The organism is Mycobacterium sp. 23 (assembly GCF_048287075.1).
GTDB lineage: Bacteria > Actinomycetota > Actinomycetes > Mycobacteriales > Mycobacteriaceae > Mycobacterium > Mycobacterium gordonae_B.
In genome coordinates this window covers 3,878,964-3,900,467 of the sequence record NZ_JBLVUX010000005.1, presented here as the reverse complement: position 1 = coordinate 3,900,467, position 21,504 = coordinate 3,878,964, and the positions used below count along the sequence as shown (strand labels likewise).

Annotated in this window: 23 protein-coding genes; 8 read left to right on the top strand and 15 right to left on the bottom strand. The window is 63.8% G+C overall.

Going from position 1 to position 21,504, the window contains the following annotated elements; genetic code table 11:
* Window positions 1-19 precede the first annotated feature (19 nt).
* The 3 genes from ACNQS7_RS19280 to ACNQS7_RS19270 are packed head-to-tail and all read left to right on the top strand — an operon-like array spanning window position 20 to window position 3,410.
* A complete protein-coding gene (locus ACNQS7_RS19280) occupies window positions 20-1,213 on the top strand; it encodes a cytochrome P450 (RefSeq protein ID WP_418013803.1) in 1,194 nt (397 codons plus the stop codon).
* A 2-nt stretch (window positions 1,214-1,215) separates the two neighbouring features.
* Window positions 1,216-2,268: an acyl-CoA dehydrogenase family protein gene (locus ACNQS7_RS19275; protein WP_418013802.1), complete on the top strand. Its 1,053-nt coding sequence runs from the start codon at window positions 1,216-1,218 to the stop codon at window positions 2,266-2,268.
* 2 nt (window positions 2,269-2,270) lie between these two features.
* Window positions 2,271-3,410 carry an acyl-CoA dehydrogenase family protein gene (locus ACNQS7_RS19270; RefSeq protein ID WP_418013801.1) on the top strand — a complete coding sequence of 380 codons (1,140 nt, stop codon included), beginning with the start codon at window positions 2,271-2,273 and terminating at the stop codon, window positions 3,408-3,410.
* On the opposite strand, the gene ACNQS7_RS19265 is transcribed toward ACNQS7_RS19270, so the two are convergent.
* Window positions 3,407-3,619 (bottom strand): hypothetical protein, encoded by a 213-nt coding sequence (locus tag ACNQS7_RS19265; protein WP_418013800.1) that lies wholly within the window; start codon window positions 3,617-3,619, stop codon window positions 3,407-3,409. The genes ACNQS7_RS19270 and ACNQS7_RS19265 overlap by 4 nt on opposite strands.
* An 82-nt stretch (window positions 3,620-3,701) precedes the next feature.
* Between ACNQS7_RS19265 and ACNQS7_RS19260 the strand changes: the two genes are divergently transcribed.
* Window positions 3,702-5,000 carry an amidohydrolase family protein gene (locus ACNQS7_RS19260; protein WP_418013799.1) on the top strand — a complete coding sequence of 433 codons (1,299 nt, stop codon included), beginning with the start codon at window positions 3,702-3,704 and terminating at the stop codon, window positions 4,998-5,000.
* 1 nt (window position 5,001) lies between these two features.
* On the opposite strand, the gene ACNQS7_RS19255 is transcribed toward ACNQS7_RS19260, so the two are convergent.
* A complete protein-coding gene (locus ACNQS7_RS19255; protein WP_418013798.1) occupies window positions 5,002-5,940 on the bottom strand; it encodes an SMP-30/gluconolactonase/LRE family protein in 939 nt (312 codons plus the stop codon).
* On the bottom strand, window positions 5,937-6,470 hold the full coding sequence (locus tag ACNQS7_RS19250) for a nuclear transport factor 2 family protein (protein WP_418013797.1): 534 nt from the start codon (window positions 6,468-6,470) through the stop codon (window positions 5,937-5,939). The genes ACNQS7_RS19255 and ACNQS7_RS19250 overlap by 4 nt, the downstream gene beginning before the upstream one ends.
* 91 nt (window positions 6,471-6,561) lie before the next feature.
* Here ACNQS7_RS19250 and ACNQS7_RS19245 point away from each other — a divergent pair, with 91 nt between their 5' ends.
* Window positions 6,562-7,419 carry a mycofactocin-coupled SDR family oxidoreductase gene (locus ACNQS7_RS19245; RefSeq protein ID WP_418013796.1) on the top strand — a complete coding sequence of 286 codons (858 nt, stop codon included), beginning with the start codon at window positions 6,562-6,564 and terminating at the stop codon, window positions 7,417-7,419.
* Here the strand turns inward: ACNQS7_RS19245 and ACNQS7_RS19240 are convergent, their stop codons facing one another.
* Window positions 7,420-8,217: an enoyl-CoA hydratase/isomerase family protein gene (locus ACNQS7_RS19240; protein WP_418013795.1), complete on the bottom strand. Its 798-nt coding sequence runs from the start codon at window positions 8,215-8,217 to the stop codon at window positions 7,420-7,422.
* Complete coding sequence (locus ACNQS7_RS19235) at window positions 8,214-9,413, bottom strand: cytochrome P450 (RefSeq protein WP_418013794.1); 1,200 nt, start codon at window positions 9,411-9,413, stop codon at window positions 8,214-8,216. The genes ACNQS7_RS19240 and ACNQS7_RS19235 overlap by 4 nt, the downstream gene beginning before the upstream one ends.
* A gap of 79 nt (window positions 9,414-9,492) precedes the next feature.
* Here ACNQS7_RS19235 and ACNQS7_RS19230 point away from each other — a divergent pair, with 79 nt between their 5' ends.
* Both ACNQS7_RS19230 and ACNQS7_RS19225 read left to right on the top strand, forming a co-directional pair.
* Complete coding sequence (locus ACNQS7_RS19230) at window positions 9,493-10,305, top strand: enoyl-CoA hydratase-related protein (RefSeq protein ID WP_418013793.1); 813 nt, start codon at window positions 9,493-9,495, stop codon at window positions 10,303-10,305.
* Window positions 10,306-10,308: 3 nt separating this feature from the next.
* Window positions 10,309-11,505, top strand: coding sequence for an acyl-CoA dehydrogenase family protein (locus tag ACNQS7_RS19225; RefSeq protein ID WP_418013792.1), 1,197 nt, complete (start codon window positions 10,309-10,311; stop codon window positions 11,503-11,505).
* Here ACNQS7_RS19225 and ACNQS7_RS19220 read toward each other — a convergent pair.
* Complete coding sequence (locus tag ACNQS7_RS19220; RefSeq protein ID WP_418013791.1) at window positions 11,488-12,267, bottom strand: enoyl-CoA hydratase/isomerase family protein; 780 nt, start codon at window positions 12,265-12,267, stop codon at window positions 11,488-11,490. The two genes, ACNQS7_RS19225 and ACNQS7_RS19220, sit on opposite strands and share 18 nt — an antisense overlap.
* Window positions 12,264-13,061: an enoyl-CoA hydratase/isomerase family protein gene (locus ACNQS7_RS19215; protein ID WP_418013790.1), complete on the bottom strand. Its 798-nt coding sequence runs from the start codon at window positions 13,059-13,061 to the stop codon at window positions 12,264-12,266. The genes ACNQS7_RS19220 and ACNQS7_RS19215 overlap by 4 nt, the downstream gene beginning before the upstream one ends.
* 101 nt (window positions 13,062-13,162) lie before the next feature.
* On the opposite strand from ACNQS7_RS19215, the gene ACNQS7_RS19210 reads away from it, so the two are divergent.
* Window positions 13,163-13,771: a TetR/AcrR family transcriptional regulator gene (locus ACNQS7_RS19210; protein WP_418013789.1), complete on the top strand. Its 609-nt coding sequence runs from the start codon at window positions 13,163-13,165 to the stop codon at window positions 13,769-13,771.
* Window positions 13,772-13,777: 6 nt separating this feature from the next.
* Here ACNQS7_RS19210 and ACNQS7_RS19205 read toward each other — a convergent pair whose 3' ends face one another.
* The 8 genes from ACNQS7_RS19205 to ACNQS7_RS19170 all read right to left on the bottom strand — a co-directional run bounded on the left by ACNQS7_RS19205 (window position 13,778) and on the right by ACNQS7_RS19170 (window position 21,473).
* A complete protein-coding gene (locus ACNQS7_RS19205; RefSeq protein WP_418013788.1) occupies window positions 13,778-14,641 on the bottom strand; it encodes an enoyl-CoA hydratase/isomerase family protein in 864 nt (287 codons plus the stop codon).
* Window positions 14,638-14,871 (bottom strand): lipoyl domain-containing protein, encoded by a 234-nt coding sequence (locus ACNQS7_RS19200; protein WP_310778071.1) that lies wholly within the window; start codon window positions 14,869-14,871, stop codon window positions 14,638-14,640. The genes ACNQS7_RS19205 and ACNQS7_RS19200 overlap by 4 nt, the downstream gene beginning before the upstream one ends.
* Window positions 14,868-16,889 carry an alpha-ketoacid dehydrogenase subunit alpha/beta gene (locus ACNQS7_RS19195; RefSeq protein WP_418013787.1) on the bottom strand — a complete coding sequence of 674 codons (2,022 nt, stop codon included), beginning with the start codon at window positions 16,887-16,889 and terminating at the stop codon, window positions 14,868-14,870. The genes ACNQS7_RS19200 and ACNQS7_RS19195 overlap by 4 nt, the downstream gene beginning before the upstream one ends.
* Window positions 16,890-16,956: 67 nt before the next feature.
* The gene (locus tag ACNQS7_RS19190) at window positions 16,957-17,355 is read right to left on the bottom strand and encodes a nuclear transport factor 2 family protein (RefSeq protein ID WP_418013786.1); all 399 of its coding nucleotides are present in this window, start codon (window positions 17,353-17,355) and stop codon (window positions 16,957-16,959) included.
* Window positions 17,352-17,747, bottom strand: coding sequence for a Zn-ribbon domain-containing OB-fold protein (locus ACNQS7_RS19185; protein WP_418013785.1), 396 nt, complete (start codon window positions 17,745-17,747; stop codon window positions 17,352-17,354). Before ACNQS7_RS19185 ends, ACNQS7_RS19190 begins: the two co-directional genes overlap by 4 nt.
* The gene (locus tag ACNQS7_RS19180; protein ID WP_418013784.1) at window positions 17,744-18,913 is read right to left on the bottom strand and encodes an acetyl-CoA acetyltransferase; all 1,170 of its coding nucleotides are present in this window, start codon (window positions 18,911-18,913) and stop codon (window positions 17,744-17,746) included. The genes ACNQS7_RS19185 and ACNQS7_RS19180 overlap by 4 nt, the downstream gene beginning before the upstream one ends.
* Window positions 18,910-20,403: a class I adenylate-forming enzyme family protein gene (locus tag ACNQS7_RS19175; protein WP_418013783.1), complete on the bottom strand. Its 1,494-nt coding sequence runs from the start codon at window positions 20,401-20,403 to the stop codon at window positions 18,910-18,912. Before ACNQS7_RS19175 ends, ACNQS7_RS19180 begins: the two co-directional genes overlap by 4 nt.
* Window positions 20,400-21,473, bottom strand: coding sequence for an LLM class flavin-dependent oxidoreductase (locus tag ACNQS7_RS19170; RefSeq protein ID WP_418013781.1), 1,074 nt, complete (start codon window positions 21,471-21,473; stop codon window positions 20,400-20,402). The genes ACNQS7_RS19175 and ACNQS7_RS19170 overlap by 4 nt, the downstream gene beginning before the upstream one ends.
* Window positions 21,474-21,504: the final 31 nt, after the last annotated feature.

Below are 21,504 nucleotides of genomic sequence, written 5' to 3'. Positions count from 1 at the left end.
GGAATGATAGAGTTTCCGTGTGCCCGCTACCAGCGAGTTGGTGTACTCGCCGTTCTCGAAAGAGATCTTCGACGACCCCTATCCGGTCTACCGGCGCTTGCGTGACGAGGCGCCGGTATATCGCGACCCGGAGGACCGCTGGTGGGTGCTGTCGAGGTTCGACGACGTGGCACCGGCACTGCGCGACTGGGAGACGTTCTCGTCCAAATCTGGTCCGGCGCCGGAGAATCCGGACAACGACGGCCGCAAGTACTCGGTGATCTCGATGGATCCGCCACGCCACGACCGAATTCGCGGCGTCCTCAAGGGTTTCTTCACCCCCAGAGCGGTGGCCGCGCTGGAATCTGCCTTGCAGAGGGTCGTGAACACGCACCTGGGTCAGTTACGGCCCGGCACGACCGTGGACGCCATGGAGGCGTTCGCCTTCTCGGTGCCCACGGATGTGATCGGTGACCTGCTCGGCGTGCCGCATGCCGACCGTGAGCAGCTGCGCGTCTGGTGGGAAGCATTCCTCACCCGCGAGGAAGGCGAAGTCGCCATGCCGTCCAGTGCAATCGAGGCCAGCCGCATGATCAGTCAGTACATCGGCGACTTGATCGAACGGCGGAGGACCGATCCCGGCGACGATCTGATCAGCATCGTGCTGCAGGCCACATTCCATGACCCCGAGGCCGGTGCTCACCGCTCGCTGACCCCCCACGAAGTGTTGATGTTCTGCAATCTGTTATCCGCAGCGGGGTCGGAGACGACCCAGAAGCTGATTTCCAACGGTCTCGTCGCGCTGGCTGAGCATCCGGACCAGTGGCGCCGAATCGTCATGGATCGCAGCATCATTCCGGCCGCCGTAAATGAAGCCCTGCGCTATGACACTCCAAGCCACTGGGTGGCCCGCACGTTGACGCGGCCTGTCGAGCGCCACGGGGTCACCATTGACGCGGGTGACTGGGTGTTGCTGCTGTTGGGAAGCGCCAACCGCGACGAGCGCCGCTACAGCGACCCCGACCGCTTCATCATCGACAGGCCCCGGGGCACCGACGTCTATTTCGGCTGGGGTATCCATATCTGTCTGGGCCAGTGGCTGGCCCGGCGGGAAGCGCAGCTGGTTTTCGACTACGTAGCGCAGAAATTTCCGAACTACACCGTCGGAGAACGCGAACGGGTGCTCACCGCCACTGTGCGTGGTTACACCAGCGTGGAGATGACCCTGCGCTGATCATGGACATCGCTTTCACCGACGAGCAGCAATTGCTGCAGGACACGGTCGCAAGCCTGGCGGCCACCCTCGCGGTCGCCGGCCCCGGGGCGATTGCCTCTGGTGCGGCGCTGGACATGCAGTGGCATCGCATCGTGGAACTTGGTGTTCCGGCCCTGCGTGCTCCGTCATTGAGCGGATTGGAAGCCAGTGGTGTCGAGACGGCGATCGTCATCGAACAATTGGCCAGGGTCCTCAGCGCTGTTCCGGTGGTCGGTCAAGCAGTACTGGCCACCGAACTGCTGGACGCGGCCGGTGCTGGGAAAGAGCTGGCCCTCCTGGCAGCGGGCGCCCTCCGGGTGGCGCCCGCGCTGGCCACGGATTTGACGCGATTCTCGTCGACGGACGAACCCGGTGTGGCGTTCGACGCGGCCGGCGCGACGCACGCGCTGGCTTTGTCACGCAGTGACGGGCAGCGCCTGCTCGTGTGCGTGCCGCTTCACACTGAAGAACGCGAGATCACCGGCGGTCTCGACCTCACTCGCGCAATCCGGAAAGTGCGGGTGGATCCGGCCGATCCCGGCCGCCCCATCGGGGGACCGATCGGTGACGAGCGGTGGAGTCGCGTTGAGGCACTGGGGATGACCGCTGTCGCGGCTGATCTCCTCGGCGTCATGCAGGGCGCGTTGGACGAAGCGGTGCGCTACGCCGGCGAACGCACCCAGTTCGGCGTGAAAATCGGTTCCTTCCAAGCCGTCCAGCATCTGCTCGCCGATGCCTTGGTACAGGTGGAAGCTGCCCGCAGCTGCTTATGGCACGCGGCCTGGGCGATCGACCACCTACCAGTCGCCGAGGCACGCCTGGCTGCAATGGCCGCCAAGGCGTACGCGTCAGCGGCCGGCCGGGACGTCGTCGAAGCCAGCGCGCAGGTATTCGGCGGCATCGCAATCACCTGGGAGCACGTCTCTCACCTGAGGATGCGTCGAATGCTGCTGGATCGCCGGCTCTTCGGTGATGAAACCGAGCACTACGAAGCCATCGCGGCCATGCGGTTGTCGAACCGGGAGATGGCGTAACAGTGGACTTCAATGACAGTGCGAACGAAGCGCAGTTCCGCGCGCAGTTGCGGCAGTGGCTTGCCGACCATGCGACCGATGCCGCAGTTCCAGACGATCCGGCCGCCCGCGCCGATGCGCAGAATGCCTGGCACCGAACTCTTTACGAAGCCGGCTATATCGGCCTGTCCTTCCCGGTCGAGGATGGCGGCCACGGTAAGGCACCGATCTACGAGGCGATCCTCAACGACGAGCTCGGGCGGGCCGGCGCCCCACCAATCGAGGGTGTCGGTCACCTCAGCAATGCGCTTCGTCTCTTCGGCAGTGCCCAGCAGCGGGAGGAATTGTTGCCTGGCCTGTTGTCCGGTCAGGTGCGTTGGTGCCAGGGATTTTCCGAGCCGGAGGCGGGATCGGACCTAGCCTCCCTGAAGACCCGCGCCGAGTCGGTCGACGGGCCGGGCGGGCAGGTCTTCCGGGTCAACGGCCGCAAGATCTGGACGAGTTTCGGCGCGGTCGCCGACTGGTGTTTTCTCCTGTGCCGCACCGAGTTCGACGCATCCAAGCACGCCGGAATCTCCGTGCTGCTGGTACCGATGTCGAGCCCGGGCATCGAAGTGCGTCCCATTGTCAACGCGGCACGTAACCGCGAGTTCACCGAGATCACCTTTGACGACGTCGACGTGCCGGTGGCCAATCTGCTCGGCGAGCGCGGGCAGGGCTGGTCCATCGCAAACCAGTTGCTTGCCTACGAGCGCGGCCCCAGCGACATCAACTGGATCAGCCGACTCTGGACACAGTTCCGGCGCCTTGAAGACGACGTCCGTACCGGCTGGCTCGAAGACTCGCCGACGGCCCGGGCGTCGCTGGGCCGTGCTTATGTCGAGCTCCGTGCACTGCAGATCAAGGTCCAGCGGTCGCTCACCGACCGGCAACGCGGAAGACTTCCCGGCCCTGAGGGATCGGTCGACAAGCTGTTGATGACACGCGCCGATCAAGTCTTCGGACACACGATGATGGACCTACGCGCGAGCGGCCCCGTTCTCGCCGAAGGGCTGGAATGGGACATCTATGTATGGTCGCGGGCAGCGGGAATCTACGGCGGCACCGCGCAGATTCAGCGCAATATCGTGGCGCAGCGGGTGCTGGGGCTGCCCCGCGGTTAACCGCTCCCGGTATAACGCCGGTGGGCCTCCTTGAGTCCGCTCAGTCGCCGTTCCATCAGCTCGCGTTCCGCATCAGAACGCTCGCCGCCCGCACTGAGCTTCGCGGTAACCTCGGCGATCTCTATCGAAAGCCGTTCGGCTGCCTCGCTTTTAGTGAGTAGGTCCTGGTCGGCCCAGTCGTCGTGCGGAATACGCTCGCGGGATTCCACCAGCCCTCCTCGAGATATTCAAATAGTCATAAAGTGTATAGTTGTACCGTACCCTAACGCCCATAGATGTGAGGACCGGCCGATGCCGTTGCAACCGTCGATGAAGCTGCTGTCCGTGGACGACCATCTCATCGAGCCGCCGCACGTCTGGGCGGATCGGTTGCCGAAAAAGTACCTCGAACAGGGTCCGCGGATCGCGGATTTCCCGCGAAGTGGCGCGCCGCCCATGCAGCAGTGGGTTTACGAAGGACGGACCTATCCCAACATCGGACTCAACGCCGTCGCCGGCAAATCTCCGGAGGAGTTCGGGGTCGACCCCATCCGCTACGCCGACATGATCCCGGGCTGTTACGACCCGAAGGCGCGGCTGGCCGATATGGACATCGATGGCGTACACGCAATGCTGTGCTTTCCGTCGTTCCCGCGGTTTTGCGGCACGGTGTTTCTCGAGGGCGAGGACAAAGAACTTGCCCTGCTGAGTGTCAAGGCGTGGAACGACTTTTCGCTGGACGAGTGGTGCGCCACCGACCCTGCCCGCTTCATCCCCATGGCGATTACCCCGTTGTGGGATCCGGCGCTGATCGTGGCTGAGATCGAGCGGGTAGCGGCCAAGGGGGCGCGAGCCATCGGTTTGCCGGACAACCCGACCAACCTGCAGCTGCCCAGTTATCACACCGCTTACTGGGAGCCGGTCTGGTCGGCGCTGGAGGAGACAAACCTGACCGCGGTCATGCACTTCGGCAGCGGCGGATTCCCGCCGCAGACGGCGCCCGAGGCGCCGTTCGCGGTGATGATCACGTTGATGGGCACCACTTCGATGGCGGCCGCCACAGAACTCATCTTCTCGCCGGTGTTCCATAAGCACCCGAATCTCAAGGTGGCATTCTCCGAAGGCGGTGTGGGATGGATGCCTTATTTGGTGGAGCGCGCCGATTACGTGTGGCGCAAGCACAAGTACTACCAGAACATCCATCCGACCGTGGCGCCGTCGGAACTGTTCCGGCGCAACATCTCCGGCTGTTTCATCGAAGACGAGGTGGGGATGTCGATGCGTCACGCCATCGGAATCGACAACATCACCTGGGAGTGCGACTATCCGCACTCTGACTCGTTCTGGCCGAAAAGCCGGGCACGCGCCGAAGAGATGCTCGCCGATGTCCCCGATGCGGAAGCGGCGAAGATCGTCGAACTCAATGCCCGCCGCTGGTATGCCTTTCCGGAGGCGGGATTCAAGAGCTGTACGGCCGACGGAGGATGGCGGCCTAATGACGGCGATCCGCCCGCCTACGACTACGACGAGGTGATGGCGGGTCACGGCGGTATCGGTTTGGCGGCCTTTTTGAACAACATTGAAGAACAGAAGGCGCAAAAGGCCACGTGAATCAGCTGACCGGGCGGAGCCGGCTCAGCCAGTCTTCGACCGCGAGTAGGCGGCCCGACGAGGCGAGTGTCATGAAGAGTGTTCGTTCATCGGCACTTAAGGCCACATTGGTGGTCATCGGGTCGTCCGCGGGTATCGCCCCCAGCAGCGCGCCCGCGGAAGAGAAAACCGTGACGCCGCCGGTGCCGAGCGTGGCGACCAGAATCCGGCCCGCATTGTCCACGCACACCCCGTCGGCGCCACCAACGTTGAGCGGTCCGCCGGCAGGCACCGTGGCCAGCCCTCGTGAACGGCCCACCACGCCGGGAGCTTTGAGCTCGAAGTGCCATATGCGACGGGTCCGCGTCTCGGCCACATACAGCGAACCACCGTCGGGTGACAGTGCGACGCCGTTGGGCATTTCCAACGGATAGACGATCTCTCGCAAGCCACCGTCCACGGTTCCGTACAGCAGTCCGGTCATCGCACGGTTGCGGCCACGGGTCGTCCCACCATCGGTCAGGTAGAAGCCGCCATGCGCGTCGACGCAGATGTCGCTGGGCCTTACCAGCGCGTGGTTGTTGCCGGAGCGTGAGGTGAACTCGGTGGCAAGGGTGGTCACGTCCCCGGTGGCGTCGACAATCTGTAGCCCGGGGGTGACGGGGTGCTCTGGCGGCCCGACCGGCCGGAAAAGGCTTACACAGCCATCGAAATCGTAGGGCCACGGTGCCAGCCCGAAGCGCGAGCCGCCATTTTGGCAGACGACCAGCCGTCCGTCGGGAAGCGCCGCGATGCCGTTGGGCCCGCCTCCGGTAAGGGCGAACGGCCGGCAGGTCCCATTTGGGTCAACCCGGGTGACCCGCCCGCCCGCGATCTCAGATACCAGAACTGAGCCGTCGTTCATCGGCAGCGGACTCTCCGGAAAGGCGAGTCCGTGGGCAAGGCAACGGACGCCGTTCATGGCCGAGCGTCTTCCCACCAATGGAGGAACCCCGGTTCTGCCAGGGGCAGGTCACCTACACCGATCTGACGGTGTGGCCACTCGGCGGCCGATTGTGTCAGCGGTGACGGCTGCCGGTGCACACCGTAGTACAGCCGATGTCGTCGTCGCGTGAATCGCCAGACGCCCGAGTGCTTTTCGTAGCGGTCGTCGTACCTGATGAGTTGTTCGACGAATCCAGCGGTCGTCTGGGCGAAACACTGAGCCCAGACCTGGCCCGTGGCGTGCCGCGCATCGTCGAGTTCTATCAGGTGGTTCGCCACCAGAATCACCACGAACACGGTGTTCTCCAGGCTTTGCGCCATCAGTCGTCGGATGCCATCAGGTCCGGTCCCGTGGTCGCCGAACCGGGCGTGGGGAACGAACAGCTCAACCATCGCCTCGACGTCGGAGCCCTCCAGCGCGGCGGCATACCGGTAGGGCAGCTGCCGTATCTCGTCACGTGCCAACATGTTCCGGACCGCAACGTCGAGCACAGCGTCGTCGTCCACCGGTCTTCCCTCCGGGCACCTAGGCGGGTGGCATCTACAAGAGTACACAATATGTATTACTGTTAACTCAGACGGCCGGCGAGGAGGACACATGCAGCGTCTGGGAGGCAAGGTTGCCGTCATTACGGGGGCGGCGCGCGGCCAAGGAAGAAGCCATGCCGTCCACCTCGCCGACGAGGGCGCCGACATCATCGCTTTGGACATTTGCGACGACATCGCCACCAATGGCTATCCCCTGGCCACCAGGGACGATCTGGACGAGACGGCCAGGCTGGTCGAGAAGTCCGGTCGGCGAGTGATAACGGCGGTTGTTGATGTTCGAGAACGCATTTCGCTGAAGAAGGCGATCGACCAGGCAGTGGCCGAACTGGGCGGCCTGCATGTCGTCGTGGCCAACGCCGGCATCTGTCCGCTCGGCAATCAGGTTCCCTCACGCGGGTTCATCGACGCGTTCGACGTCGACTTCATCGGCGTGGTGAACGCCGTACACGCCAGCTTTGAGCACTTGGGGCCCGGCGCGTCGGTGATCGTCACGGGTTCGATAGCCGGCCTGGTACCCCAGAAAGACCTTGCCACCGGTGGGGGACCGCAAGGTCCTGGCGGCGCCGGCTACGGCCTCGCCAAGAAGATGCTGTGCGAATACACCAAGGGTCTGGCATTGACGCTGGCGCCCGAGCAGATCCGCATCAACACCGTGCACCCGACCAACGTCAACACCGGCATGCTGCACAACCTTCCGATGTACCGAACGTTTCGTCCAGACCTTGCCGAACCCAGCCGCGAGGACGCGGAACTGGTGTTCCCCATACTGCAGGCGATGCCGGTCCCGTGGATCGAACCGGAGGACGTCTCCCATATGGTGGTGTACCTGGCCTCCGACGAATCACGTTACGTGACTGGGCAACAATTCTTCATCGATGCCGGTGCCGGGCTGAAACTCGGCCTGTAGTCAGCGGCCCCGGAATTGAGGGTCGCGCCGCTCGCCGAAGGCGGCCATCCCCTCCGCGACATCATCGGTTCCGGCGACCTGCTCCACCAGCAGGGCTTCCGTTCGGAAAGCCGCGTCCCGGTCGACGTCGAGTGCTTGATTGAGCATGGCCTTGGCCGCAGCCAGGGCGCGGGTCGGTCCCTCTGCGAGCCGCCGGGCCCAAACGGTCGCCGCGTCTTGGAGATCGACGTCCGGCACAACCTTGTTGAACAGACCGATGCGGTGAGCTTCGGGTGCGGACAGCTCCTCGCCGAAGAAGAGAACTTGTTTGGCGATGTTGAAAGGGACCTTGCGGGCCAGCAGGTAGGCGGCGCCCCCGTCAGGGGCGAGTCCGCGGCGTACGAAAAGCTCTAACAGCCGGGCGCTTTCGGCAGCCACGATGAGGTCGCACGCGAGCACCATGCTGGCTCCCACGCCGGCCGCGACTCCGTTGAGCGCGCACAACACCGGCTTCTCGCAGTCGAGCAATGCGGACACCACGGCTTGCGATCCAGTACGCAGGATGCGCGCCGCGTCACCCGCCACCCGGTCCTTCTGGGGCTGCATGCCAGGGTCGCGGAGATTCGGGCCGGTGCAGAAGTGCCTGTCTCCGCGACCGGTGAGAACGACCGCACGTATCTCCGGATCACCCGAGGCACGCGTCAACTCCTCGATGAGACTGCGCTGCATTGCCCGGGTCACCGAGTTTCCGACGTCTGGCCGGTCCAGAACCAGCCAGCGCACCGGACCCTCGGTGTGGGTGGCGAGATCCGGGGTCACAGCAGGATCGGCACGCTGGCGGGGCCGCGAACCGTGTTGGTATGCACGTAGGTGACCGCTTCCTCGTCCACGTGCCAGGTGGGGAACCGTGCCAGTGTCTCTTCCAGGGCTACGCGAGCTTCCAGGCGTGCCAGAGCCGCACCCAGACAAAAGTGGGAGCCGTGCCCGAAGCTGACGTGGCGGATTCCGGGACGCTCGACGTCGAAGGCATCCGCGTTCGGGTACTGGCGTTCGTCGCGACCCGCCGACCCGGTCAACAGCGCGACGCGCGAGCCGGCCGGAATCGTGGTCCCGTGGTACGTGGCATCGCGCTTTGCGAATCGGCCCTGCACGGGTGATGGGGCGTCGTAACGCAGCAGCTCCTCGACCCCATTGGCAATCAATTCGGGCCGAGCGACGAGTTTGGCCCGCTCTCCGGGATTGCGCGCCAGTGTCAGCGCCGCCCAGCCCAGCAACCGCGCCACGGTCTCGTTTCCCGCCACGTTGATCATTGCGACGAACATCAACAACTCTCCGTCATCGAGGCGACGGGTTTCGCGGCCGGCCTGAGCCAGGTCGGAGGTCATCAGATTGCCGACGATGTCGTCGGTGGGTGCCGACCGTCGCCGTTGTATCTGATCCGCGTAGTAACCCAGCAATTTGACATTGGCTTCCTGCCCTTCTTCGCTCAGCTGGGTAGTGCCTTCGTCGCGATGCAGCTGGGCATCGGACCACTCGCGCAGGTTGTCGTGATCGCGCTCGGGAAAACCGAGTAGCGAGCTGATGACCATGACCGGCAGCTTCATGGAGAAGTCGCGGACGTAGTCAAAGCCGTCACTCTCGACGAATTGGTCCAGGTAGTCCCGGCATAGCGTCCGGACGCGTTCTTCCAACTCCGCGACCTTGGTACGGAAAAACGTGCGGTTGACCATCTTTCGCATACACGTGTGATCGGGGGGATCCATCATGATCATCGCCCTGGGCGGTGCCCAGGGTTCATCGGTGATCGCATCGAGAGTGATTCCGTGCTCCGACGAGAACGTCTCGGTGTCCAGCGATGCGCTCAGCACATCGTCAAATCTGCTCAGGGCGTAGAAGCCGTGCTGTTCGTTGTGGTAGACCGGTGCTTCGTCGCGCATCCGCTTCCACACCGCGTACGGATCCGTGTGCAGCGCTCGATCGAAAGGGTCCCAACGCAAGTCCGTCGTGGCTGTCATCGGCACCGTCCTTTCATGGAGAACAGTAATACATTATCTGTATAGTTGCACTGCCGACCGATTGCTAGGAGGACGAGACGTGGAAACCCGGGAGCTCGAGCATGTCATCTATGAAAAGGATGGCTCAATTGCACGCATCATCCTCAATAACCCGGACGCCGCTAATGCGCAGACCTCGGAGATGGTGCACAGCGTCGATGCCGCCCTCGAGGACGCGCAGTACGACTACAACATCAAGGTCGTCATCATCAAGGCGAACGGCCGAGGGTTCTGTTCCGGTCACATCCCGACCGGTGCCTATCCAGAGTTCAAGGCCGAACTCGATGCTTCAGGAAAGGTGTGGCGTTCAGCGGCGCAGCTGTTTCTGTGGCCCGTTCTGAAACTCTGGGAATTCCCCAAACCGGTGATCGCTCAGGTGCACGGCTATGCCATCGGCGGCGGCACGACCTGGGCACTCATTCCCGAAATCACGGTCTGCTCGGAGGACGCCTGGTTCCAGATGCCTCTGGTACCTGGTTTCGGATTGCCCGGCGCCGAGACGATGTTCGAGCCGTGGGTTTTCATGAACTACAAACGGGCCGCGGAGTATCTGTACACAGCGCAGCGGCTGACTGCTGCCGAGGCGCTCGATTTCGGACTGGTCAATCGGGTGGTGCCGGCCGAGCAGCTCGAGGCCACCGTGGAGGAGCTGGCGGCCAAGATTGCCAAAGCCCCCTTGATCACTCTGCAGGCCACCAAGTCCGGGATCATCCGAGCGTGGGAGACCATGGGGTTCCGCACGCATCAGCAGGCGACAAACGATCTTCAGGCGATGGTGACGGGCAGTAAGGAGTTTCAGGACTTCATGATCGAGCTGATGAAGAAGAGCTCCAAGCCCGCCGAACGCACCTGAACGATGCGGCCCATCATCAGGTTCGGCGGCGATGAGCACACCGAGGCGCTCCGGGCCTCGGTGCGAGAGTGGCTGGCGGACCATCTGCCCGACGAATTCCGGCATACCGCAGCCAATCCCGATTACCTGCCGCACGACGCCCACGAGCGGGCGGTGTCGTTCTGCCAGGATTTGCACGCCCAGGGCTGGTTCGTGCCACACTGGCCCGCGCAGTACGAAGGAGGCGGCCGCGGCATCGTCGAACAGGTCGTCATCCGTGAGGAACTCGCCTACGCCGGCGCGCCTCTGGTGAACACGAATGGCGTCAACATGTTGGCTCCCGTGCTATTCAAGTTCGGGACAACGGAACAGAAGGCGCATCATCTACCCGCGATCGCCCGTTCCGAACGCATGTGGGCCCAGGGCTATTCCGAGCCGGAGGCCGGGTCCGACCTGGCCGCGCTACGCATGACGGCGCGCCGCGACGGAGACTGCTACGTACTTGACGGCCAGAAGACGTGGACCAGTAACGGTGTGCTCGCCGACTGGATCTTCGTTCTAGCGAGGACGGCAACGGTCAAGGAGAAACGCCAAGCGGGAATTTCCTTCTTTCTTGTCGATCTGGAATCCCCCGGCATCACCCGTCGGCCTATCCGGTCGATGACGGGTTATCCCACTTTCGCCGAGGAATTCTTCGACGAGGTGCGGGTGCCTGCCGGCAATCTCGTCGGCGCTGAGGGCGAGGGCTGGAAGGTTGGCAAGGCGCTGCTGGACGTCGAACGGTCGAACGTCACGCGGGCCGCCCAAGCGCAGCGCTATCTCGACGAATTGATCGACTGGTGCCGCGCGCAACAGGGGTCCGCGAATGACCCCCTCGCCGACCCCACCAACCGCATCGCGCTCGCGCATGCCGTTGAACGGGTCGAGGTGGGCCGCGCCCTGTCCTACCGGGTGGCGCATCTGCAAGCAGCCGGTGCTCTGGATCCTGCCCTGCCCTCGTTGTCGAAGCTCTATCATTCGGAGCTGACCGCAGAGCTGCGCGCGCTTGGCGCGCAAATCCTGGGTCCGGCAGGAGAACTGATGCCGGATGATCCCGATGCCGTATTGCACGGGCATTTCTCCGAAGGCTTGCTGCTTTCGCTGCTGCACTCCATCGGAGGGGGGACCAGCGAGATCCAGCGCGACCTCATATCCACGACCGGTCTAGGGCTGCCCCGCTGAATCGGGCTGCCGGTCCTGTCCGAATGCTTGCCGTCCCGTGGCAGCGGCCGAGCGTTGTTGCGCGACGGTCGCCATCGCGAGTTCGAGGGGCTGGAATGCGGCGAGCTGCGCATTCTCGGCCGAATTGATCAGTCGCTTGGTCATTTCCACCGCCGCGGCGTCGGCTCCGGCCAATTCGTCGGCCAGTTGCACGGCCGTGTCGATCGCCGATCCCGGGGTGACGACCTCGGTCACGAGGCCGAGTCGCTCGGCTTCGGCGGCCGGGATCCGGTTGCCGCGCAACAACAACGAGACCGCCCGGTGCCTCCCCAGCTGTTGGGTGAGACGCCACGCCAATCCCCCGTCGGGCACTACCGCACGTGCCACAAAGGGAGCGGCGAAGAAGGCGTCGGAAGCACAAACGACCAGGTCGCAGCACAGGGCCAGACTCCACCCGAGTCCGACAGCCGCACCTTCGACCGCGGATATCGTCGGCATGGGAAGCCCTCTGAGTTTCTCCATGACCCGCTGCGCGAGTTCGACTCTGCCGGCCGGCGCCAACGGACCATCACCGTGCGCCGGTCCGGATTTCAAATCACCGCCCGCACAGAAGAATCCAGCCGATCCGGCCACTACAACACCGGATACGCCGGTCAGCTCATCTAGCGCTGCCGCGAACTCCGTCCACGACGCGTAGGTCAGGGCATTCCGTTGCCGCGGACGATTGAGCATGATCACGGCAACAGCGCCACGGTCCTCACGCAGAATCAGCGGTTCGTTCACCGGTCGAGAAACTTGTCGATCGCGGCGCGATGCTCGGGCGTCGTGAAACATTCCGTCTCAGCCGAGATTCCGTACTCGAGTATTCCGGTAATCGCTCGCTGGGCATGCAAGTTGAGCGTGCGCTTGGTGTCCTGCACGGCGCGTGCGGGCAGCGCTGCAAGCCGGCGCGCGATGGCCAGACCCTCCTGCTTGATATCCGCGTGCGCCACCACCCGGTTGGCCAGACCAAGCTCGACCGCTTTGTCGGCCCTGATGCGTTCACCCAGCATGAGGTATTCCTTGGCCTTGAGCAGGCTCATCAGCAGCGGCCATAGCACTGAGCCGCCGTCGCCGGCCACAAGCCCACTGGCCACGTGCGTGTCGGCGAAGAAGCTGCGGTCCGACATCAGGACGATGTCGCACAACACGGCTATGCTGCAGCCGAATCCGACCGCCGGACCGTTGACGGCCGCGACGACCGGCAACGGAAAGTCGATCATGTCGCGCACGATCCGGCGCGCGTCGCGCATGCCGGCACGGCGCGTCACCGGGTTGTTGACGTGTGTTTCCAACCACTCCACCAGATTTCCGCCTGCGGAGAAGTAGTCACCGGTGCCGGTGATCAGCACCGCACGAGCATCGGGGTCCTCGGCAAGCGCTGTCCACAATCGAGTGAAAGCGGTGTGCATCCGGTTGTTGACCGCGTTTGCGTGGTCCGGGTTGTTCAAGGTCACGATTCGCACGGGGCCGTCTTCAGCCACGAGAATCTCCTCGCAGCCAGTCAGCGTCGATGTGCCCTGTGGTAGCTCCGTCATCGATCTAGATAATAGAACACAAAGTGTGCAAGTGTCATACGATGCTGCTCGTCGGAGGGCTCATACGGGCTATCGCTCCGAGGGCGTTACGGTGGTCGGTGATGACGCAGGCGAACGAAGCTGCTACGGGTCGCGACTTACAGCGCCTTGCGACCCGCGAGCGCGTTTACCAGGCGGCCGTGGATGAGTTCGAACGCTCGGGTGTGGCAGATGCCGACATCAGCGCGATCGTCTCTGCTGCGGGTGTGTCGCGCGGCACCTTCTACTTTCATTTCCCGACGAAGGAACACGCCCTTGCAGAATTTGCGCGGCGCGCGGAAGCCGGAATCGAAAGCGAGCTGTCCGAGGCGTTGTCGTCGGTTGAAAACCTCGCCACCGCGCTATTGGAGGTCATCCGGGTCGTAGTAGCCGAAGAGGAACGGCTCGGCCACAATCTGTTTCGCGACGTCCTCAGCCTCTACTTCTCCCCGAGCCAACCCCAACTCAGTGACTCCGCAACCCACCCGCTCGTCCGCATCGTGATCGAACAGATCGAGATTGCGCGCGACCGAGGCGAGGTTTACAGCGACGTCGAGGCCGAGTACAGCGGGGTCTTCTTCCTGATCGGGCTGTACGGGCTGCTGATCACCAACCGTGACGACGCGGCGGTCCGCATGAGAGTGCTGGAGAAGTACCTGAGCAGCTTCTGCCGGGGCCTGATGGCCCGATAGGAGCGGTCAGTCGGCCTGACTCAAACCGTCGGACTGCGCCAGCCACGCCGGACGGCGGGTCTCGACGAATGCGTCGCGATCGTGGCCCACCGGCCACTCGGGCGGCCGCTTCTGTAGGAATGCGGTGAATGCCTCGATCTGTTCAGTGGTGCCGATCGAGGACCAGTAGCCGGTGACGTCGACCGGAGGCAAGGCGCGAGCCATCTCGCGCTTCACTGCTGCGCGCGCGGCGGGACCCGTCTTTCGGACTCGTTCCAGCAACGTCTGCACTTCGGCGTCGAGTGAGTCGTGTGGAACCACCCTGCCGACCAGGCCGAGTCGCTCGGCTTCCGCCGCATCGATCCAATCATTACCGTAAATAAGGTGATTGGCCCTCAAGGTGCCGAGTCGTTGCGGGAGCCGCGCAGCCACGAAGGCTTCGTACACCCCCCGGGTGAGATCCGGAACCCGAAAGCGGGCCCGGTCGGATGCGATGACCAAGTCTGCGAACAGCGTCATTACCAGGCCCCCGCCGAGGGCGATGCCGTTGACCGCGCAAACTACCAGTTTGGGTATCTTGCCGAGGGTTTCGAACGGCGTGCCGTCATAGGATTCGGTGAACGCGTCCCACTGCCGATCGGGGTTACCCACCGCATTCATGTCCCCGCCGGCGCAGAACGTCTCGCCGACACCGGTGATGACCAGAAAACTCAGAGCGGGTTCGTCGGCGACGATCATTGCGGCCCGCTTGATGCCGTGATAGCCGTCGGCGGTGACCGCGTTCTTCTTTTCGGGCCGGTTGATGGTGACCGTGAGGGCGTCACCTGTGATGCGTCCCATCAGCTCTGGCGCACCCAGGTCCACGATGGCCGAGTATGGCAGCGGCGTCACTGCTCTCCGATCACAGCGAGCAGTTCGCCTACGTCGTAGGTGTTTCCGGCTGCTACCTTCCAGCTGACCACCCCACTGGCCGGGGCCTCGATGTCCATCTCGACCTTGTCGGTGGCGATTTGATAGAGACGCTCGCCCGCTGATATCGGAGCGCCGTCTTCGACGTACAACTCGGTGAGTTCCGCCTCGGTGATCGCGTCGCCCGGTTTGGGCATCCGGATTTCGATCACACCATCCCCCTGATCGTCTCGACGAGTCTTGCGGCATCCGGACGACAGGCCGCCTCCAAATTCGCCGCACGGGGTACTGGCGTATAGGTTCCGGCGACACGCTGAATGGGGTGGGTCAGCACACCGAACAATTCGGTTCCGACGGCGGCCGCGATCTCGGCTCCGGGACCGCAGAATTGAACGGACTCATGCGCCACAATCAGTCGCGTCGTCTTTCGCACGGACTGCAGTACGGTCTCGAGGTCCAGGGGCACCAGCGTCCGCAGATCCACGACCTCAACTGAAATACCCTCATTAGCAATCTGTTTCGCGGCCTCGAGTGCGGCGTACACGACAGTACCGTAGGTGCAGATCGTGACATCGGTGCCGGACTGCTTGACGTCGGCCCGGCCGAGGGGGATCGAGTAGTCTGCAGTCGGCACCGGGCCTTTACCGCCGCCGTAAAACAGTTTCATCGACTCGATGAACAAGCACGGATCGTCGTCAGCCAGACAACTATTGAGCAAGCCGACTGCGTCGGCAGCGGTACTGGGCCATACCACCTTGAGACCTGGTGTGTGCATCGCCCACGCTTCGAACGCTTGCGAATGTTGCGGACCGGCGCCCATGCCGACCATGGCGCGGATGACCACCGGAGCACCTTGCCGGCCGCCCGACAAATACCGGATCTTCGCCACGTGGTTCGCGATCTGGTCCATGGCGACACCCAGGAAGTCCATGAACATCAGCTCCGCCACCGGCCGGAGGCCACCCAGCGCGGCCCCGAGCGCGGCGCCGACGATCGACGACTCGGCAATCGGGGTATCGCGCACACGGGTGGTGCCGTACTTGGTGGACAGCCCGGCCGTAATCTTGAACATTCCGCCGCCCGCCTCGTCGGCGATGTCCTCGCCCAGCAGGATGATCGAATCGTCTTTCGCCATGGCACGATCGAGGGTGCGGTTGATGGCCTGGACGAGCCCGAGATTCTCGGTCTCGCCGTCCGGTACCGGGCCGTAATGGGTTACCCGTGCGGCTATTTCGGTGCCACCCGCGGCAAAGACATCGCGATTGAGTTCGTCGATCTCCGGTGGCTCGGCGTCGCGAGCGGCAACGAATGCTGCGTCGATTTCGGCGGCCAGATCTGCGTCGACACGGGCGAGTTCGTCTGCCGAGGCCGCGCCGTCGTCGATGAGCCGTTGCCGGAATCTGGCAAAGGGGGGGTCGGCGCGTTTGGCCGCGAGTTCGGCAGCGTCGGCGTACGACATCTGGTCGCCGAAGTAATGGCCTTGCAGTCGGTATCCGACCGCCTCGACGAACGACGGGCCTTGACCCGAGCGTGCGCGCTCCACGGCCTCGGCCACCGCCTGGTACACCATGACCGGATCGTCACCGTCGACGGTGACCCCCGGGATCGAGTAAGCGGCGGCGCGATCAGACAACGGACTCGAGTGGGTGTAGCCGGCTACGGGAGTCGATTCTGCCCAGGCGTTGTTCTGGCAGAAGAAGACCACCGGAAGTGACCACAGCGCCGCCATGTTCATGGCTTCGTGGACGTACCCGATGCTCGTCGCGCCGTCGCCGAAACTCACCAGCACCACCTGCCCGGTGGCCCTGATCTCGGCGGCCAGCGCAATGCCGTTGGCGATCAACGGCCCCGCCCCGACGATGCCGGTGGTCCAGGCGATGCCGTGCTCGGGGTCGAAGATTCCCATCGCCCCGGCCTTGCCCTTGGACAATCCGGTGCCGCGGCCAAGGATCTCGGCGAAATACCGGGGTAGGTCGATTCCCTTGGCGACTACATCCCCGAGCCCGCGATAGGTGGTGATGAGCTGGTCCGAAGACGACAACGCCAGAGCCGCTCCGGCCGACATCGCCTCCTGCCCGGTCACAGGCCAGTAGCTCATTGTGATCTCGCCCGCCGATAACCCCTTGCGCACGCGCTGATCGGCGTGGCTCACCCGGCTCATCAAGCGGTAAAGGCCGAGGGCGCGTTCGCGGCTCAGCGTCCCGACACCGGCGTCTGACTGCGTGGTCATTGCTACTCCTTCGCGGTGCGCGCCTTGCCAAAGTCTACAACAGGACGAAATGTGTTCAATCGTTCTGTCATCCCGATGGCGCGTGGAAGAGCTGTAGTTGTGCGGACAACAGCATTCTGTCGAAATAGCAGCGTTCCAAGACCAGATCCGGTCCGCGGAAGCCGAACAGGTTGATACTCAACATATTCATCGGCGTGTCCGCTGCAGTGGTGCGGGTTTCGACGATCAGACCGTCGTCACCGTGGTAGAGCGACGCAGCCGAATACCGCAGCAGCGGAAGATCCGTCCACTGCTGTACCAGCATCGCGCGCACCGCGGAATCTCCGTCGAAAACTGCTCCGGTAGGTATGATTTCGTAGCGAGGGTGAGTGAAGGTAGCCATCACCGCATCGAGATCGCGGGCGTTCTCCGCGGCGACGTGTCGCAGCACGAGTTCCTCCCGGTGCCGCTGTAGTTCGGTAATCATCGGGGCTCGAAAACCGCCAAATTGCGGCCATCGTCCAAGGGCAGCCAGGTCACCCCGACCCTGTCGCCCACCGCGGGTGGTGGCCCGAAGACGTTGGACATCATGCGGACTCCCTCTTCGAGGTCGACCAGGACGACCGAATACGGCACCTTATCCGCTAACGCGGGCAGCGCCGGCCGGTGATGCACACTGACCGCGTACACCACACCCGCGCCGCTGAGTGTTTCCCAGCGCAACCGGGAATCACCGCAGTACGGGCACGCAAATCGCGGATACCACACCAGACGAGAGCAGGACTCGCAACGCTGCATGGTGAGTTCGCAGCGCCGGGAGGCGTCCCAGAACGGTGCGGAGACAGTACTGGGCGCTGGGACAGGCAGTGACTCGGTCACAGTGTGGCCTCCGTTCCCAGGATCACGGTCGAGGTCGCCGACAGCACCCCGCCGGTACCGTGTGCGACCGCGGTCGCGGCGCCGTCGACCTGGCGGTCACCGCATTCGCCCCGCAACTGGCGGGCGGCCTCGACAAGCAGGAAGGCACCGAACGCGCCGGGGTGTGTGTAGGACAGGCCACCTCCGCTGGTCTGTCCCGGCAACGCTCCGCCGGGTCCGAGCACTCCTTCGGCGACAAAAGGGCCGCCTTCGCCCTTGGGGCAGAAGCCGAGGTCTTCGAGCGCGAGCAGCACAGTGATGGTGAACGAGTCGTAGAGCTGCACGACGTCGATGTCACGGGGGGACAGCTGAGCGGTTGTGAATGCCGCGGGCCCGGAGACAGCGCCGGGTGTGACTGTCAGATCAGGCATCTGGGAGATCATCGCGTGCGAGGCCGCCGACGCGGCGCCCAGGACCATCACAGGCTTGTCGGTCAACGCGCGTGCCCGTCCGGTGCTGGTGATCACGATCGCCGCGGCTCCGTCGGTAACCAGGCAACACTCCAATTTGTGCAGCGGCTCGGCAATGAATCCCGAGCTCAACACGTCGTCCACCGTGATCGCTTCGCGCAGATGCGCACGCGGATTCAAGATGGCCCATCGTCTGGTGTCTACCGCGATTTGAGCCAATTGCGCTGCGGTGGTTCCGTACTCGGCCATATGTCGGTTGGCGGCCAGCGCGTACGCGCTGATCGGCAACATCACCCCGTACGGAGTCTCCCATTCCAGTCGCTCGGGAGTGGCAAAGACGCCCAGTCCTTTCTCGCCACGCCGGCGGGCGGCGCGCGGCGTCGAGGCATACACGATCACGACCGTTTCGGCTGCACCGGCGTCGATGGCAGCAGCGGCGTGCTCGACGTACAGCCCGTAGCTCGCCCCGCCGGTCTGAGTGGAGTCGATGAATCGCGGCGCTATTCCCAGATACTCGGCAAGTTCCACGGCATGCATCAGAGTTCCACCGGTACAACAGCACAACCCGTCCACATCACGCAGCGACAAACCGGCGTCAGCCAGGGCCGCATTGACGACACGCGCTTCCAGCTCTCGCAGCGGAACGTCAATCACGCCGGTGGGCGAAACCTCCTCGGCAACACCGACGATGGCGGCCGCTCCTCGAATCGTCGTCACCGGTACACCCCTTCGAACAGGGCACGCAGGCCTGGTTGACTGACCTTCAGTGATGGCGTTCGGGGCAGCTCGTCAACCACGACGAGCTGCGCCGGAACCTGATATCGACTGACCCGCGCACGAACGTAATCCACGAGATCCTGCGGCTCGACGTGCGCACCCGCAGCCAACTCGACCGCCGCGACAGGCACGTGGCCGAGACGCTTGTCAGGTAGACCGGTCACGCCGGCGTCGCGCACCGCCGGGTGGGTGCGCAACACGTTGACGATGTCGGTGGGTGTGATCTTGAAGCCACCGCGGATGATTACGTCGTCGGTGCGTCCGTCGATGTAAACGAAGCCGTCCGAGTCAATTCGACCGAGGTCGGTCGTCGACACCCAATCCCCGCCCCGCGTCCGCACCTCAATGCGACCGGGCGTTCCGGCCGGCACCTCTCGACCGTCGTCCGCGGATACGACCCGGATTTCCCGACCTTCGTGTGGCCGACCCACGCTGCCCCGTTTTGTTGCTGCCCATTTGCGGTGCAGGGCGAGGTTCCAGCCGGCCACTCCACCCGCGAATTCTGTTGCACCGTAGGACGGCAGCACCGCGACTCCGTATCGTCGCTCGAATTGAGCCTGAACGTCGACCGGCAAGTGTGCGGTTCCCGAGGTAACCACCTCGACGCTGGAAAAGGCCTCTGGTGCTACTGCGGCATCCAGCACCATCGCCATCGCCGATGGCACCAAACTCACCGCGCGGGGTCGATGCCGCGAGAGCAGATCGACGAAGTCCGTCACGCTGAATCGCTCCTGCAGCGCGATCTTCCTGCCTTCGCAGATGTTCAGCAGAGTGCGGAACAAACCGGACATGTGCACCAAGGGAGACGAGACAATGGCCACCCCCGAGCGCAACCTGGGAGCCGGAGCGTCAGATGAACCGTAGTGCTTGCCAGCCGCCGCGACTGTATGCTCAAAGTCTCTATAGGACAGTGGTATTCGTTTCGGTGGACCCGTCGTGCCACTGGTCAGCATCTCAACCGCGATTCCGGCAGCGCCGGTTTTGAAGGGACCCGTGCCGAGACTTTCGAGTTCCGGTACGGGCTGGCAGGCGGCCGGCTCGGCCACGACTTGCAATCCGATGGCGTCCCTGGCAGCGTCGACGACGCCGGTGCGTTGCCAGTCGCTCGGCACGGCCACCAAGGCCGGCAGGCGCAGACTGCGGATTTCTTCGGCGAGCGCGTTGTCACCGTGTGCAGGGTTGATCGTGACGATGCAACCACCGGCAAGCAACACTCCCAGCATGGCACCGATCATCGCCGGGTCGTTGCGCAGTATCAGCCCCACGGCGGTGCCGTCACCCAAATGCGGGGCCATCACACGGTTTTCCACTGATTTGGCGATGGCGGCCAGCGTCCGCCAGTCGGTCCACGTCCCTCGATATTCGATCGCCGGCGCTGAGGGATCGAGGGTCAGAACCGTGCGGATGCGGTCACCCAGTCCCCCGGTCAAACCGCGGCGGCCGCGAGCTCGGTGGCGGCCGGGATCACCTCTTGAGCGAACAACTTCATCGACTCGTACACCTTGGTGCGGTCCATCGCACCGCCGCGTGACATGCGCAACATGATGTTGCGCCAACCCATATCCACGACGGTCCGCATCTTGTCGATGATGCGGTCCGGGTCGCCCATCAACGTCAGGTGAGAGTTGAGTACCTGTTCGTAACTCTGCTTGTCGTGCTTTTCGAACCAGTCCGAGTAGGCCTTGTAGTCGGCAGGTATCTGCCCGTCTCGCTCGAACGGGTTCGAGTATTGGCGATGGGTCTGGATCGACAGTTCGACGCTGTCGCGGGGGTAGGTGCGGGCAAAAGCGTCGTCTTGGTGGCAGAACGCGTTGAGGAGCGCCCAGACATTGCCGGTTGCTGCTGCGAGGCCCTTCTCGGACTGGACCTTGAGGTAAATGTCCAACGCTCCCTGCAGGTCCGGGTCCACCTGGTAGGGATTTCCGATAATCGCGCCAAATCCCTTGTCGGCCAGCCATTCAAAGCTGGACGGTGTCTTCATCACCGTGCCCCACACGGGAATCGGTCGCTGTAGTGGCCGCGGATAGATGGTCACGTCCTCGAGCTGGAAGTATCTGCCTTGGTAAGTGACGTTTTCCTCGCTGAGCAGGCGGTGCACGATCTCCACGCACTCCTGGTAACGGCCGGTGGCCTCGTCCATCGAGATACCGAAACCTTTGAATTCGTGCGCCTGGTATCCACGGCCGAACCCGGCGTCGAAGCGTCCCCCCGACAACACGTCGACAAGTGCAATGCGTTCGGCCAGCTGAATCGGATCGTGAAACGGCGCGACCATGCATGCCGTTCCGATACGAATACGTTCGGTCTGCGCCGCGATGGCCGCGGCCACCTGGGGCAGGTCAGCGAGCATGCCGTACGGGGAAAAGTGGTGCTCTGCCAACCAGACTTCGTCGAAGCCGAGTTCCTCCGCCCAGCGCGCCTCCTGCAGCACGTTGGCCAGCACCTCCTGATCGCTGAGGTGATTGGGCTTGTCGCCGAGGATGAACACACCGAATCTCATTGGGCTGCCCCCTGCTGAAAACTAGTTGCAG